Annotated in this window: 13 protein-coding genes; 7 read left to right on the forward strand and 6 right to left on the reverse strand. The window is 73.7% G+C overall.

Annotated features, from left to right (window positions below; genetic code table 11):
* The first annotated feature begins 30 nt into the window (after positions 1–30).
* Positions 31–1,017: a HEAT repeat domain-containing protein gene (locus ACIGO8_RS05285; protein ID WP_399723970.1), complete on the forward strand. Its 987-nt coding sequence runs from the start codon at positions 31–33 to the stop codon at positions 1,015–1,017.
* Here ACIGO8_RS05285 and ACIGO8_RS05290 read toward each other — a convergent pair.
* Positions 1,007–1,567 carry a DUF1203 domain-containing protein gene (locus ACIGO8_RS05290; protein ID WP_399723972.1) on the reverse strand — a complete coding sequence of 187 codons (561 nt, stop codon included), beginning with the start codon at positions 1,565–1,567 and terminating at the stop codon, positions 1,007–1,009. The two genes, ACIGO8_RS05285 and ACIGO8_RS05290, sit on opposite strands and share 11 nt — an antisense overlap.
* Positions 1,564–2,766: an MFS transporter gene (locus ACIGO8_RS05295; protein ID WP_399723975.1), complete on the reverse strand. Its 1,203-nt coding sequence runs from the start codon at positions 2,764–2,766 to the stop codon at positions 1,564–1,566. Before ACIGO8_RS05295 ends, ACIGO8_RS05290 begins: the two co-directional genes overlap by 4 nt.
* Positions 2,767–2,859: 93 nt before the next feature.
* Here ACIGO8_RS05295 and ACIGO8_RS05300 point away from each other — a divergent pair, with 93 nt between their 5' ends.
* Positions 2,860–3,186 (forward strand): ArsR/SmtB family transcription factor, encoded by a 327-nt coding sequence (locus ACIGO8_RS05300; protein WP_399723979.1) that lies wholly within the window; start codon positions 2,860–2,862, stop codon positions 3,184–3,186.
* A 99-nt stretch (positions 3,187–3,285) separates the two neighbouring features.
* On the forward strand, positions 3,286–3,942 hold the full coding sequence (locus ACIGO8_RS05305) for a hypothetical protein (RefSeq protein ID WP_399723982.1): 657 nt from the start codon (positions 3,286–3,288) through the stop codon (positions 3,940–3,942).
* Between the two features lie 10 nt (positions 3,943–3,952).
* Here the strand turns inward: ACIGO8_RS05305 and ACIGO8_RS05310 are convergent, their stop codons facing one another.
* Complete coding sequence (locus tag ACIGO8_RS05310; protein ID WP_399723985.1) at positions 3,953–5,077, reverse strand: helix-turn-helix domain-containing protein; 1,125 nt, start codon at positions 5,075–5,077, stop codon at positions 3,953–3,955.
* 117 nt (positions 5,078–5,194) lie between these two features.
* Here ACIGO8_RS05310 and ACIGO8_RS05315 point away from each other — a divergent pair, with 117 nt between their 5' ends.
* The 3 genes from ACIGO8_RS05315 to ACIGO8_RS05325 all read left to right on the forward strand — a co-directional run bounded on the left by ACIGO8_RS05315 (position 5,195) and on the right by ACIGO8_RS05325 (position 8,875).
* Positions 5,195–6,118, forward strand: a complete 924-nt coding sequence (locus ACIGO8_RS05315; RefSeq protein WP_399723988.1) for an alpha/beta hydrolase — start codon at positions 5,195–5,197, stop codon at positions 6,116–6,118.
* A gap of 31 nt (positions 6,119–6,149) precedes the next feature.
* Positions 6,150–7,403: a serine hydrolase domain-containing protein gene (locus tag ACIGO8_RS05320; protein ID WP_399723990.1), complete on the forward strand. Its 1,254-nt coding sequence runs from the start codon at positions 6,150–6,152 to the stop codon at positions 7,401–7,403.
* A gap of 149 nt (positions 7,404–7,552) precedes the next feature.
* Positions 7,553–8,875, forward strand: a complete 1,323-nt coding sequence (locus ACIGO8_RS05325) for a M28 family metallopeptidase (RefSeq protein WP_399723994.1) — start codon at positions 7,553–7,555, stop codon at positions 8,873–8,875.
* A gap of 90 nt (positions 8,876–8,965) precedes the next feature.
* Here ACIGO8_RS05325 and ACIGO8_RS05330 read toward each other — a convergent pair whose 3' ends face one another.
* Together ACIGO8_RS05330 and ACIGO8_RS05335 are read right to left on the reverse strand one after the other, a co-directional pair.
* Entirely contained in the window at positions 8,966–10,198 is a 1,233-nt protein-coding gene (locus ACIGO8_RS05330; protein WP_399723997.1) for an outer membrane lipoprotein carrier protein LolA, read from the reverse strand.
* Between the two features lie 94 nt (positions 10,199–10,292).
* Complete coding sequence (locus tag ACIGO8_RS05335) at positions 10,293–11,303, reverse strand: polyprenyl synthetase family protein (protein ID WP_399723999.1); 1,011 nt, start codon at positions 11,301–11,303, stop codon at positions 10,293–10,295.
* Between the two features lie 264 nt (positions 11,304–11,567).
* Between ACIGO8_RS05335 and ACIGO8_RS05340 the strand changes: the two genes are divergently transcribed.
* The gene (locus tag ACIGO8_RS05340) at positions 11,568–13,565 is read left to right on the forward strand and encodes a CocE/NonD family hydrolase (RefSeq protein ID WP_399724002.1); all 1,998 of its coding nucleotides are present in this window, start codon (positions 11,568–11,570) and stop codon (positions 13,563–13,565) included.
* Positions 13,566–13,631: 66 nt separating this feature from the next.
* Here the strand turns inward: ACIGO8_RS05340 and ACIGO8_RS05345 are convergent, their stop codons facing one another.
* Positions 13,632–14,897 (reverse strand): LPXTG cell wall anchor domain-containing protein, encoded by a 1,266-nt coding sequence (locus ACIGO8_RS05345; RefSeq protein ID WP_399724005.1) that lies wholly within the window; start codon positions 14,895–14,897, stop codon positions 13,632–13,634.
* Positions 14,898–14,921 lie beyond the last annotated feature (24 nt).

Raw genomic sequence — 14,921 nt, forward strand, 5'->3', positions numbered from 1 at the left:
GGCTTTCCGGGCGCGGCCTAACATCGGCGCATGGCGACCTTCGTACACCTGGCGCCGGCGGACCGCGCGGCGCGCATCCGGCGGGGCGGCATCCGGGCGCTGAGCCACGGTCGCGGGAGCGGGCTCGGCGACGGGCGGGGCGTGTACCTGTTTCCCGTACTGCCCTCGTACACGCTGACCCACCAGTGGCTGCGCGAGCTGTCCCGGCGGCCCGGGTCGCGTGAACTGGTCGCCGTGCACGTGCGGTTGCCCGACGGTGAGGCCGTGACCGTCGGGCGCTACGGCGACCGGGAGCCGGAGGAGACGACCGCGGCCGGCGCGGTGGGCCGGCTCGGGCGGGTCGAGGACCCGCGCGGCTGGGAGGTGTTCCTGCCGCGGCCGGTCGCGCGCGGCGAGATACGGCACCTGCGGGCGGTACGGCAGGTCAACGGCTGGCGGTACTTCCCCGGGGCGCACGGTGTCACGCCCTGCACCTGCGCCGGCTGCCGGGTGCCCGGCGGCTACGGCTCGCGGCGGCTGCGGGAGCGCAGGCCGCACCCGGACGACGGCCCGGCGCCCGCGCCGCGGGTGCTGCTCGCCCGGGTCGAGCGGGCCGTGGCGGCGGGCGACACGGCGGCGCTGTGCGAGGCCCTGCGCGGGTACGGGCTGCGCCGCCGCGGCCCGGTGGCCCGCCTCGCCCGGCTGTCCGGGCACCCGGACCCGCAGGTGCGGCGGCTGCTCGCCCGGGCGGTGGCCTCGTGGTCCACGCCCGGAGTGGACGGGCTGCTGCGGGAGTTGGCGGGCGACGCCGAGACCGGCGTACGGCAGGCGGTGGCCGAGACCGTCGCCTACCGCCCGACGCCCGAGGCCGGCGCCCTCCTGGCGGAACTGGCCGGCGATCCCGCGTCCGCGGTGCGCGAGGCCGTCGTCGAGGGCCTCGCGCACCGCGAGACGCCCGAGGCGGACGCCCTGCTGCGGCGGCTGGCCCACGACCCGGACGCCGGAGTGCGCGAACTGGTGGAGCTGTTCAGCGAGTAGGACGCCGTACCTCGTACTGGAAGCAGCCGTACTCCACGGCGCGTACGTGCACGAGCGCGACCCGCGGATCGGCGAAGGCCTCGGCGAGGGCCTGGTCGAAGCCCGCGGTCGCGTCCTGCGGGATCTCCAGGAGCCGGCCGCCGACGATCCGGCCGCCTGCGTCGTAACGGCGCAGGGTGCGCAGCGCGCCGGGCCGGGCGAACGGATATTCCTGCCCGCCGGCCGTCCCGTCCGGCCCGCCGCAGTCCTCGGCGTGGACGAAGACGGGGCCCTGCTCGTCGTACGCGCCGGGCTCCGCTCCTGTCTCGGCCGCCCACCGCCGCAGCGGCGCGTACGAGACGAGCGCGATCCGCTCGCCCTCGCGCGACAGCCGCAGACAGCACCGCAGCGGGTTTCCGGCCGCCTCCTCGTCGGCGACGAACGGCCGGCAGTCCCGTCCGGCGTCGTCGGCGCGGCGCAGTTCGTCGAGAGCGGCGGCGGGAATCGCCCGCGCCTCGAAGGCGGTGGTCGTGCTGCTGGTGCCGGTCGTGGTCGTGGTCGTGGTCGTCATGCGTCCAGCGTCACGCTGGCCCGTTCGGCCGGCTGGCGGTTTCCGGACGTCGCGTTCGGCCGCGGGCGGGTGGTCAGGGCGGCGACCGCGAGCGCGAGGAGCATCAGCGCGGCGGAGGCGAGCGGGAACCACCGGTCGCCGAGGAGGCCGAGGGCGGCGGTGCCGGTGCCGCCCGCCGCGGCGATGCCGAGGTAGAGGGCGGTGCTGTTGAGGGACAGCAGCAGCGGCGCGTTGGGCGGGTCGACGGCGACAAGCCGGGCGGGCAGGGCGACGGCGAGGGCCCAGCCGGCGAGCGGGTTGAGCGCGGCGGCGACGAGCGCGGTCGGCATCGACTGCATCAGCCAGGGATAGGCGGCCGGGACGAGGGTCGCGAAGCCGCCGGCGACGAGCATCACCGCGCGCGGGCCGTAGCGGTCGACGACGCGGCCGCCGACCGTGCTGCCGAGGACGGAGAAGAGACCGGTCACCAGGAGCAGCAGGGTGAGCCGGCCCTGGTCGCCGCCGGTGGCCGGGGCGGCGACGACGGTGAAGTAGATGAAGACGGTCTGGACGGCGACGAAGACGAGGAAGGTCGTGGTGGTCGCGGCGAGGACCTGCCGGTCGGCGAGCGGGGCGAGCCGGGCGCGCAGGCTCACGGCCGGTGCGGGCGCGGGCAGTTCGCGCAGGAAGAGCGCGAGGCCGGCGAAGGCGGCCGCGCCGAGCGCGGTGACCAGCCACATCGTCAGGCGCCAGTCGGCGCGCCCGATCCAGGTGCCGAGCGGGACGCCGAGGGCGGTGGCGACGGTCATGCCGCCCATGACGGTGGCGAGCGCCCGGCCGCGGCGCTCCGGCGGTACGAGGGAGGCGGCGACGGCGCTCGCGGTGGGGCTGTAGAGCGCGGCGCCGGCGGCGGCGAGGACGCGGGTGAGCAGCAGCACCGGGTAGTCGGGTGCGAGGGCGGTGAGCGCGTTGGCGACGGTGAAGACGGCCAGCGCCGAGAGCAGCACGTGGCGCCGCGGCAGCCGGGCGGTGACGGTGGCCAGGACGGGCGCGAGGAGCGCGTAGGCGAGGGCGAAGACGGTGATCATCTGCCCGGCCGCCGAGATGGAGACGCCCAGGTCGTGGGAGACGAGTCCGAGGATTCCGGCGATGACCATGCCGTCGGTGCCGACGGCGAAGGTGCCGAGGGCGAGCAGGAGCAGGCGCAGGCGCAGCCGCATGAGTGGTCCCCTCCACTATTGTTTGAAGTACGCCAAACAATAGGGACTGTTGGATGATTGTCAAACAGTTGAGTGCCGAGGGAAGGTGCCCGCATGGACGACACGCAGGACGGTGAGTGGCTGCCGCAGCCCGACGCGGCCGAGATCGAGCTGGTCAAGGTGCTGCACGCACTCGCCGACCCGGTGCGCCTGCACCTGCTGACGCTCTACGCGACCGGCGAGCAGATCAGTTGCGCGCCCGAGGACCTCGGCGTCGCCCTGCACAAGTCGACGGTGTCGCACCACATGCGGATCATGCGGGAGGCCGGCGTCACCTCGACCCGGGTCGTCGGCCGCAAGCGCTACGTCCAGCTGCGGCGCGCCGACCTCGACGCCCGCTTCCCCGGCCTGCTCGACGCCGTCGTCGGCGCCGCCCGCTAGCCCGACGGCGCGGCCCGTCCCGGCGGCGAGGCCCGTCCCGGCGGCGAGGGTCGCCCGCTTCTCCGGCCGCTCCCGGGGCGCCCGCGATACCGTTTCGGCATGTCCCGATCAGACGCCACCGGTTCCGTCCCGTCGCCCGTCACCGCGGACGACGTCGGCCTCGCCGTGCGGCTCGCCGTGGAACTCCTTCGCCACGCACCCGTGGACGGGTGGGGCTCCCGGGCCGGTTCGCTGGAGTGGGACTGCTGGGAGACCGTCGAGCACATCGCCAACGACCTGCTGTACTACGCCGTGCAGATCGGGCCGCAGAGCCCGCCGCTCGACACCCATGTGCCTCTCGCCCTGACCCGGAAGCGGCCCGAGGCACCCATGGTCTTCGTCCACGCGGAGCGTGCCGCGGGCCCGGCCGGACTGCTGCAGGTCCTGGAGGCGTGCGGCGCGCTGCTGGTCGCCATGGTGCGCACGACGCCGCCCCACGTCCGCGCCCACCACGGCGCCGGAGTGACGGACCCCGAGGGCTTCGCGGCGCTGGGCGTACGGGAGACGCTGGTGCACACGCACGACGTGGCGGAAGGCCTCGGGCTCGCCTGGACCCCGCCCGCCGCCCTCTGCGCGCGGGTCCTCGCCCGCCTGTTCCCCGACGCGCCCGGCGGCGCGGATCCCTGGCGCACCCTGCTGTGGGCCACCGGGCGCGCCGAACTGCCGGGGCACGCGCGTCCCGCCACCTGGCGCTCGGACAGCGCACCGCGGTCGTAGGGCCGGGCCCTCAGTCGTCCAGCAGCCGCCAGGCCGCCAGCGCGAGGCGCGCCCGCGTCAGGCCCGCCGGAGCCGTGAGGTCGAGGCCCATGGCCCTGCCCAGCTGGTCGAGCCGGCGCGCCACGCTGCTGTGGTGGAGGTGGAGGAGCTCGGCCGCGCGGCGCAGCGAGCCCGTGGCGCAGTAGGCCTCGAGCGTCTCCAGGTCCTCCATGCCGCCGGCGATCCGCTCGAGCGCGACCACGTCCGGGTTCGCCCGCGCCGACTCGCGCGGGATCTCGGCGAGGAGGGCGAGGGCGCCCAGGTCCGCGTAGTCGACGACGGGTTCGCGCGCCGTGGTGAAGCGCAGCGCCGTCCGGGCCCGCTGCCAGGACCGGCCGAGGCCGGCCGCGGAGCCGAGGCCGGCCGGACCGGGGCCGGGGCCCTCGGGTCGGTCGGAGCTCTTGGGTCGGTCGGGGCCCGCGGGACCCGCGGCGGAGGCCAGGCCCGCGCGGACGGCCGGCGGGAAGGCGGCGCGGTCCACGGGTGCGGCCGTCAGCAGCACGCCCACGTCGCCCAGGGGCGCGGCCTTCACCAGGCCGGCCGGGCAGAGCAGGGCGCCGACCCGGTCGAGCGGGAGCGTGGTGCGTACGGCGACGACGTGGACCGGCAGGCCCGGGGCGAAGCCCAGCAGGCGCAGGGCCCGGGCCCGGGCCGCCTCGTCCGCCTCGGCGGCGACGGCCAGTTCGACCAGCGCCGGGTCGGCCATCGTCGTACGGGCCGGGCCGTAGCGTTCCACGGCCGCCGCCACGGCGATCGCGAGCCGGTCCAGGAGGAGGTCGTCGAGGGCGTTCGGCGGGCCCGGGCGCTCCAGCCACACCGCGCCGATCTCCTCGTCGTCCAGGGTGACCGGCGCCGTGGTCGAGGCCGCCGGAAGGCCCTCCGGCGCCGCCTCCGTGCCCAGCGGCGACACCCGGATCGGTCGCTCGCCCCCGTGGAGGCGGATCCCGGTCACGCACTCGGCGAGACCCGCGGAGGCGCGGGCGAGCGCCGGAAGGTCCACGCGGCGGCGCATCAGCGTGTCGTAGAACGCGACGATCCGGATCGCGCCGTCCACGTACGGATCGAGTCCCGACAGCCGTAAGGCCAGTGCCTCCATGGAGGAAGGATACGAACGCGGGCCGTGCGGCGGGCGCGCCGAACGGCGCGCGATCGCCGCCCGATGCGCGACGGCCGTCGGGCGACCCGTGCGGACGCCCGCCGTGAGGATGGCGTCATGGATCCCGAACTCGAAGTGTTCGTCCCGCTGTTCCCCAAGGCGGAGCTGGTCGACCCGGCCTCCGCCCGCCAAGGCCTCGCCGCGCTGGCCGCCGCGATTCCCTCGCCCGAGACGCCCGGCATGACGGTCGAGGACCTCACGGTCCCGGCCGGCGGCGCGGGCGTACGGGACGCGCCGGACGTGCCGGACGTGCCGGTGCGCGTCTACCGCCCGCGCGGCGCGCGCGGCGCCCTCGTCTGGCTGCACGGCGGCGGCTACGTCATGGGCGACGTGCGCACCGAGCACCCGTGGGCGACCCGGATCGCCGCCGGCTCCGGAGCGGTCGTGGTCTCGGTGGGCTACCGGCTGGCGCCCGAGCACCCGTACCCGGCCGCGCTGGAGGACGCCTACGCCGTACTGGAGTGGACCGTCGCCCACGCCGCCGGACTCGGTGTCGACCCCGGCCGGATCGCGGTCGGCGGGCACAGCGCGGGCGGCGGGCTCGCGGCGGCGGTGGCCCTGCGGGCACGGGACGAGCAGGGCCCGGCGATCCGCTTCCAGCTGCTCAACCAGCCGCAGCTCGACGACCGGCAGGAGACCTGGTCGCAGCGGAACTTCACCGACACGCCCTGGATCGACCGCGACAAGGCCGCCGCCTCCTGGCGGCACTACCTCGGCGGGCGGCCCGCCACGCCGTACGCCGCCCCGGCCCGGACCGAGGACCTGACCGGGCTGCCACCCGCGTACATCGCCACGGCGGAGCTGTGCCCGAACCGCGACGAGGACATCCACTACGCGCTGCGCCTGATGCAGGCGGGCGTGTCGGTCGAGCTGCACCAGTGGCCCGGCACCTTCCACGGCTCGCAGGCGATCGTCTCCGCCGACGTCTCCCAGCGGCAGAACGCCGAGCTCGGCGCGGTGCTGCGGCGCGCCCTCGCCTGAACCTCCCGGAACGACGAAAGGAACCGAACCCATGAAGATCCGTACGGCGTTGTGCGGCGGCATGGCCGCGCTGACCATCGGCACCGGCACGGTCACGGCGGCGGCCGCCGGCACACCCGCGGGCCCGGCCGGCGGCGGGCCCGACGGCGTGGCCCGCCCGCCCGCGTCCACCCGGCTCGACGGCGCGGAGCTGCGCGCCGCCCTGGAAGGCGTCCACGCGGCGGGCATACCGGGCGTGTTCGCCGAGGTCCGGGACTCCGGCCGGACCTGGCGCGGGGCCGCCGGCGTCGCGGACCTGGCCACCGGCCGGCCCGTCACGCCCGACATGCGGCACCGCGTCGGCAGCATCACCAAGACCTTCGTCGCCGCCGCCGTCCTCCAGCAGGTCGAGGCGGGCCGGGTCCGGCTGGACGCGCCGGTCGGCGACTACCTGCCGGACCTGGTGCCGGGCGAGCGCGGCCGCACGGTCACGGTGCGCATGCTGCTCAACCACACCAGCGGCATCGCCGAGTACATCCCCTACGCCTTCCCGTCCATCCAGGGCGGCCCTTCCGGCGTATCCGCCCAGAGCCTGGACGACAACCGCTATCGGCGGTTCCGCCCGGCCGAGCTGATCGCCCTCGGTCTCGCCGCGCCGCCGTCCGGCACGCCCGGCAGCACTCCCGGCGTGTACTCCAACACCAACTACCTGCTGCTCGGGCAGCTGTTGGAGCGGGTGACCGGCTCCACCGCCGAGGAGTACATCACCCGCCACGTCATCGAGCGCGCCGGGCTGCGGCACACCGCCTTCCCCACCGGAGCGCGCCTGAAGGGTCCGCACTCGAGGATGTACGAGGCGCTGTGGGGCGTGCTCGACCCGCCGCGCGACTACAGCACCTACGACATGTCGTGGGTGATGACCGGCGCCGGGCTCGTGTCCACCATGGAGGACCTGAACCGGTTCTACGGCGAGCTGCTCGCCGGCCGGGTCGTCGCACCGTCCTCGCTCGCCCAGATGCGGCGCACGGTCCCGGTGATCGCACTCGACGGCTCGAGGATCGAGTACGGCCTCGGGCTGCACCGGCTCGACGTCCCGGGCTGCGGCACCTTCTGGGGCAACGAGGGCACGGTCTGGGGAGCCGGCACGGTCACGATGACCCGGGACGACGGCGGGCGGCAGGTCTCCTTCGCCGTCAACCTGATGCGGTGGAACGGACCGGGGCGGCCGCAGCCCCATCCGATCGACGGCGCGCTCGCCACCCTGCGGCAGCGGACGCTCGGATGTTCGGTAAGCGAACACTCCTGACCGGTTTCTGCTCTTGACGCGAAGTCAAACTCTCGCTGAACATTCGTCACACACAGCGCAGCCGCACAGCTCCAACGCCTCGCACCACCCACGGTGCGAGGCGCTCGTACGTTCCGTCCCATCCCCAGTTCGGAATCCGGAGCCCCCACATGAAACTCTCCGCGAGACTCTCCGCCCTGGCCGGCGCCTCCGCGCTCGTCCTCGGCGCCTTCGCCGGCGCCGTCCCGGCCTCCGCCGCGCCCGCCGCGCCGGACTCGGCCGCGGCCGTCACGCCGCCCGACATCTCGGTCACCAACGTCAAGCAGCACCTGACCGACCTGCAGTCGATCGCCACGAACAACGGCGGCAACCGCGCCCACGGCCGTACCGGCTACAAGGCGTCCATCGACTTCGTGAAGGCCAAGCTGGACGCGGCCGGATACACCACCACGCTCCAGCAGTTCACGTACAACAGCGCCACCGGCTACAACCTGATAGCCGACTGGCCGGGCGGCGACCCGAACCAGGTCGTCATGTCCGGCTCGCACCTCGACTCGGTCACCTCGGGCCCCGGCATCAACGACAACGGCTCGGGCTCCGCCGCCATCCTGGAGACCGCGCTCGCCGTCTCCCGCGCCCAGCTCCAGCCCACCAAGCACATACGGTTCGCCTGGTGGGGCGCCGAGGAGCTCGGCCTGGTCGGCTCGAAGTACTACGTCAACAACCTGGCGGCCACCGAGCGCGCGAAGATCAGCGGCTATCTGAACTTCGACATGATCGGCTCGCCGAACCCGGGCTACTTCGTCTACGACGACGACCCGACCATCGAGCAGACCTTCAAGAACTACTACGCCGGCCTCGGCATCCCGACCGAGATCGAGACCGAGGGCGACGGCCGCTCCGACCACGCGCCGTTCAAGAGCGCGGGCGTCCCGGTCGGCGGCCTCTTCTCCGGCGCCGACTACACCAAGACCAGTGCCCAGGCGCAGAAGTGGGGCGGCACGGCCGGCCAGGCCTTCGACCGCTGCTACCACTCCTCGTGCGATACCACGGCGAACATCAACGACACCGCCCTGGACCGCAACGCCGACGCCATCGCGTACGCGATCTGGAACCTGGCGACCGGCACGACCACGCCGCCGACCGGCAAGGTCTTCGAGAACACCGCCGACGTCTCCGTCCCGGACAACGGCGCCGCGGTGACCTCCTCCGTGACCGTCTCCGGCATCACGGGCAACGCGCCCAGCAACCTCGCCGTCGGTGTGAACATCGTCCACACCTACATCGGTGACCTGGTCGTCGACCTCATCGCCCCCGACGGCTCGGTCTACAACCTGCACAACCGTGCCGGCGGCAGCGCCGACAACATCAACCAGACCTACACCGTGAACGCCTCCACCGAGGTCGCCAACGGCGTCTGGAAGCTGCGCGTCCAGGACAAGGCGTCGATCGACACCGGCTACATCAACAGCTTCAAGCTGACCTTCCCGTAAGGCCCCGGCCGGAAGCACACAGAAACGCCCGGGTGGGTCGGTGACCATCGCCCCGACCCACCCGGGGTCCCAACACGCGCCGTGCGCCGGCTACTTGCCGGCGTTCGCGGCGTCCACGAGCGTCTGCGGCGTGACGGCGCCAACGTAGATCCGGCCGTCCTGCGTCAGCAGCGCGTTCACCAGCTTCGTCTTGAAGACGGTGCCCGAGCCGAACTTCCCGCTCACCTTTTCGCCGAGGGCGTCCAGGAAGCCCTGGACCTCCTGCGGCGCCTCGTCGGTCTTCGGCGCCGGTGCGCCGGAGTCCAGCTTCGCGATGGTGGTCCAGCCCTCGCCGATGACCTCCGGACCCTGCGGACCGTTCTTCCCCGGCTTCCCGAGGTCGCCGAACAGGCCGCCGAACTCCTTGCCGAAGCCCTTGTCGAACTCGTCCTCGGCGTCCTTGCCGGCCCGCTCCGCCGCGCCTTCCGTCACCTTCGCGCCCTTGGGCGCCGTGAAGGCGAAGGTGCCGGCGTCCGGCTTGCCGAAGTCGACCTTGGTGAAGCCCGCGTCGACGACCGGCTTGCCGCCGCTGACGGAGGCGAGGGTGAACTTCAGCGGAGTGCCGTTGGCCGCGTCCACCGCGATCGTGACCGACTCGACCGTCGAGCCGGACTGCTTGGGCGTGACGACGAGCTGGTAGGCGTCCCGGCCGGCCACCTTCGCCGTACCGCTGACGGTGATCGAGGTGGTGTCGCCGGCCGCCTTGAGCACCTCGTCGGCGAGCTGCTTCGGCGTGGCGGGCAGCTTCTCCTCGGGCGCCTCGCCCCGGTGGCCCTCGCCCTTCTTGCCGTCCTTCTCGTGGAAGACCTCGTTCGACCTGCTGTCGTACGCCCAGACGTCGTCCCCGTTGTGGATGAGGCTGTACTCGTCCGAGCCGTCGAGGAGCGTCAGCTTCTGCCGGTCCGGACCGTCGGCCGCCACCCGCAGCGTGTGCGAGCCGGAGACCAGCTCGGTCAGCTTCGCGGACGGGTCGGCCGAGGCGGACCCGCCGGCCGGGGCCGACGGCAGCAGACCCGCGAAGGACGGCAGCCCCAGGTCCGTGCTGATCTTGAACGTGCCGGACAGCGTCTGGGTGTCGGACGCGGCGATCTTCTCGATGAGCTGCTGCGCGGTGATCTCCGGCAGGTCCGGGTCACCCGACGCCGCGAGCGCGGGTACGAGCCCGATGGTCGCCGCGGCCACACCGGCCACCGCGACCGGGACGACGTAACGACTCGCCTTGCGCTGTGCTGCCATGGTCTGCGTTCCCTCCGTGCCCTCATGGACCGTGCTTGATGGATCCATCACACCAGCCCGGCCCCACGGAATCGTCAGCCCCCGGGATCAACCCGGCGTACCTCTCGAGGATGACCCCACCCCGAGAACCCCTAGGCGAGGCCTAGCCCGCGCGGTGCACCACGGCGTCGCACAGCTCCTCCAGGGCCGCCTTCGCGTAGCCCTCGGGCAGCGGCGCGAGCATGGCCCGGGCCTCCTCCGCGTAGCGCAGGGTGTCGCGGCGGGCCTGCTCCAGGGCCGGGTGGACGCGCAGCCGGCGCAGCGCCTCGGCGTGCCGGGCGTCGTCGGTGAGGTCGCCGTCGACGAGGGCGAGCAGCTCCAGGTCCTCCGGGCGCCCGTGGGCGGCCGCGGCGGCCCGCAGGTAGAGCACGGGCAGGGTGGGGACGCCCTCGCGGAGGTCGGTGCCCGGGGTCTTGCCGGACTCGTGGGAGTCGGAGGCGATGTCGAGGACGTCGTCGGCGAGCTGGAAGGCGACGCCGAGCCGCTCGCCGTACTGGGTGAGGATGTCGACGATGCTGTCGTCGGCGCCGGCCATCATGGCGCCGAAGCGGCAGGAGACGGCCACGAGCGAGCCGGTCTTGCCGCCGAGGACGTCCAGGTAGTGCTCGACCGGGTCGCGGCCCTCCTGCGGGCCGGCCGTCTCCAGGATCTGGCCGGTCACGAGGCGTTCGAACGCCTCCGACTGGATGCGTACGGCCTCGGGTCCGAGGTCCGCCAGCGTGTGCGAGGCGCGGGCGAAGAGGAAGTCACCCGTGAGGACGGCGAGCGAGTTGCCCCAGCGGGTGTTGGCGCTGTCCACACCGCGCCGCACGGCCGCCTCGTCCATGACGTCGTCGTGGTAGAGCGTGGCCAGATGGGTGAGTTCGACGACGACGGCCGAGGGAACGACACCCGGCGCGTAGGGATCGCCGAACTGCGCCGTGAGCATCACGAGCAGCGGCCGGAACCGCTTGCCGCCGGCCAGGACCAGGTGCTGGGCGGCCTCGGTGATGAACGGCACGTCGCTCTTGGTGGCGTCGAGGAGGCCGGCCTCCACGGCGGCCAAACCGGTCTGGACATCGGCTTCGAGAGCCTGGTCCCGCACGCTAAGACCGAACGGCCCGACGACGGTCACGAGGGGGTCTCCTGTCTGCTGACGCCTGATGACGCTTTCCTGCCGCTTGCCGGACCGGACGCCCACGACTCCCCGGCGACGCGGTTTGTCGATGTGTCGGTCCATTCACTCAAGCCAGCGTATCCGGTCACGTTTCGATCACCGTGGGCGCCTTCCCGTCACCCCCGGTATGTTCGTGATCAGCTGATACGACCAGAAGTACCTCTTTTGCACCGAACAGTGCTCGACACCGGCACGAGCCGAGGCAGGCACGAGGTCAGCACCATGAAGATCCGTACCGACTTCCCGTACGAGACCCGGCACGAGGACCTCCGCGTCCCGATGCCGGACGGCACCGAGCTCTACGCGCGCGTCTGGCGGCCGCTCACCGACGAGCCCGTACCGGCCCTGCTCGAGTACACGCCGTACCGGCTGACCGACCGCACCGCGCCGCGCGACCGGCAGCGCCATCCGTGGTACGCGGGCCACGGCTACGCCTCCGTACGGGTGGACGTGCGCGGCCACGGCAACAGCGGGGGCCTGCCGGGCGACCCGTACGACGCCACCGAGCTCGCCGACGGCGTCGCCGTCGTGCACTGGCTCGCCGGGCAGCCGTGGTGCTCGGGCGCCGTCGGCATGTTCGGCATCTCCTGGGGCGGCTTCACCGCGCTCCGGATCGCCGCCCTCGCGCCCGAGCCGCTCAAGGCCGTCGTCACCGTCTGCTCGACCGACGACCGCTACGACAACGACGTGCACTACCTGGGCGGCTCCGTCCTCGCCGTCGGCATGCACGCCTGGTCCGCGGCCCTGCTCGCCTTCGCCTCCCGCCCGCCCGACCCGCTCCACGCGGGCGAGACGTGGCGCGAGACGTGGCTGGAGCGCCTGGAGGGCGTGCGGCCCTCCGTCCACACCTGGCTCGCCCACCAGACCCGCGACGCCTACTGGCGGCACGGCAGCGTCCGCGAGGACCACTCGGCGATCAAGGCCGCCGTGCTCGCCGTCGGCGGCTGGCACGACCCCTACCGCGACACCGTGCTGCGACTCGTCGAACACCTGCCCGGAGACCGGGTCCGCGGCATCATCGGGCCCTGGTCGCACCAGTACCCGGACCGCGGCCGGCCGCCCGGACCGGCCATCGGCTTCCTCCAGGAGACGCTGCGCTGGTGGGACCACCACCTCAAGGGCCGGGCCGGCGACGTCATGGCCGAGCCGCTGCTGCGCTCCTGGATCACCGCCTCGCACCCGCCCGCCACGGTCTACGAGGAGCTGCCCGGCCGCTGGGTCGCCGACCCGGCCTGGCCGTCCCCGCACGTCACACCCGTCACGTACGGCCTCCAGGGCGACCCGGTCGTCGTCGACTCGCCCCAGCAGACCGGCCTGGACGCGGGCCGCTTCATGCCCTGCGGCAACGACGCCGACCTGCCGCCCGACCAGCGCGCCGAGGACGCCCACTCGGCCTGCTTCGACTTCCCCGTGCCCGAGGACGGCGCACCCGTCGAGATCCTCGGCCGCCCTTCCGTACGCCTCGCGCTGCGCACCGCCGCGCCCACCGGACAGGTGATCGCCCGGCTCTGCGACATCGCCCCGGACGGCTCCTCCACCCTGGTGACCCGCGGCGCGCTGAACTTCTCCGCCCGCCACGGCCCGGACCGGGCGGTGGCGGCCCGGATCGGCGAGACCGAGCCGTACGCCTTCGAACTCGGCGCCATCGGCCACGCCTTCCCGCCCGGCCACCGCGTCCGGCTCGCCGTCTCCTCCACGTACTGGCCCTGGATCTGGCCCCGGCCCGACGCCGCCGGCTTCACCCTCGACCCGGCCGGCTCCTCCCTCACCCTCCCCGTCCGCGCCCCCACCGACGACACCGTCGAGTTCGCCGGGCCCGAACACGCCGAGCCGCTCGGCGTCAGCTCGCCGCGCACCCTGGAGGAGCCGCAGCCCGAACGGCTCGTCGTCCGCGACGTCGCCAAGGGCGAATGGCGCCTGGAGGTCGACCCGCGCCCCGGCGGCACCCGGCTCTACCCGGACGGCCTCGAGGTCACCGAGGACGCCCTGGAGACCTGCACCGTCGCCGAGTCCGGGCCGCTGACCGCCCGCACCCGCTCCGACTGGTCGATCCGCCTGCACCGGCCGGACCTGGCCTGGGACGTCCGCGTCGAGACCCGCTCGGAGATCTCCTGCGACGCGGACGCCTTCCACACCTCCGACGAGGTGGTCTGCACGGAGGGCGAGGAGGTCGTCTTCCACCGCACATGGGAGGAGCGCATCCCGCGCACGGCGGGATAGGGACAGCGGAAGGGCCCCGCTCCGGTCCTGCCGGAACGGGGCCCTCCCGCTGCCCTGTGGTGAGGGTTACGCGTCCGCGCCGGCCTTGCGGCGACGGCCGACGACCACCGCGCCGGCGCCCAGCACGAGCGCCGCGCCGCCCGCGAGCGCGATCGGCATCGTGGCGGAGCCCGCACCGGTCTTGGCGAGCGTGCCCCCGGTGGTGCCGGTGCTGGTCACGGGCGTCTTGGACGAGCCGCCCTGCGCCGAGGTGTTGCCGTTGCCACCGGTGGAGCCGGTGCCGGGCTTGCCCGGGGCGGGCTTGGCGGCCTTGACGATGTCGAAGTCGGCGAAGGCGCCGCCGCCCCAGCCGCACGAACCGTCGTTGTTGTCGTAGTCGGCCGTGGCCAGGAACGCGGCGGTGATCTTGGGCGCCTTGGCGTCCACGGTCACCCGGAACTTCACCTCGGCCGTGGCGCGGTTGTCCAGCGACTTGAGATCGACGACGCCGAAGTCCGCGTCCGGGACGTCGTTCCACGACGAACCGTTCACCGACGCCTTCACGTGCACCCACTTGTTGAGGCTGCCGTCACCCTTGGCCGTGTCGATCACGTTGACCAGGGCACTCGGCCGGTCCAGCCGGAGGCCGGTGCCGTTGGTGATCCGCAGCGAGAAGTCACCGCTCTTGCCCGCGGTGATCTTCTTCGGGCCGGACAGGCGGAGGGTGAGCGTGTCGTAGACGTCCTCGCAGCCGTCGGGATCCTCGGCCAGGGCCTCGTCGAGCGCCTTCTGGGCGGCCTTGAGGGCGTCGGACGCCTTCACCTTGTCCTGGCGGGCCCGCTCGGACTCGGCGGCGGCCGCGACGAGCGCGTCGCTGAAGGTCTTCTGCGCCGCCTTCGCCGTCTCGTCGGCGGTCTTGGCGGTCGCGTCGGCGGTCGCCTGGGCGGCCTTCGCCGTGTCCAGCTCCTGCTGGGCGGCGGGCTTGTCGGCCTCGGCGGCCTCGTCCAGCTTCTTCTGGGCGTCGTCCACGGCCTTCTTGGCCTTGGCGGCCTCCTCGGCGGCGGTCGCGGCGGCGGCCTTGGCCTGCTGGGCCTTGACCTTCAGCTCGCTGCCGTCCTTCTGGAGGTCGTCGAAGGCCTTCTCGGCCTTGTCGTGGGCGATGACGGCGGCGTCGTACGCCTTCTGCGCCTTCTCGACGCCGAGCTTCAGTTCCTCGATCGTCGGCTTCCTGTCCTGCTGCTCGGCGGTCGCGGCCGGCTTCGTGTCGGCGAAGGCGGGCGCGGCGGAGAGGAGCACGACCGGCGTGGTCACGGCGGCGGCCACGGCGGTCGCGACGATGCGGCGAATCTTCAAGGTGGACCTTTTTCTGGTCGGACG

This window comes from Streptomyces sp. NPDC053493 (assembly GCF_044544825.1).
Lineage (GTDB): Bacteria > Actinomycetota > Actinomycetes > Streptomycetales > Streptomycetaceae > Streptomyces.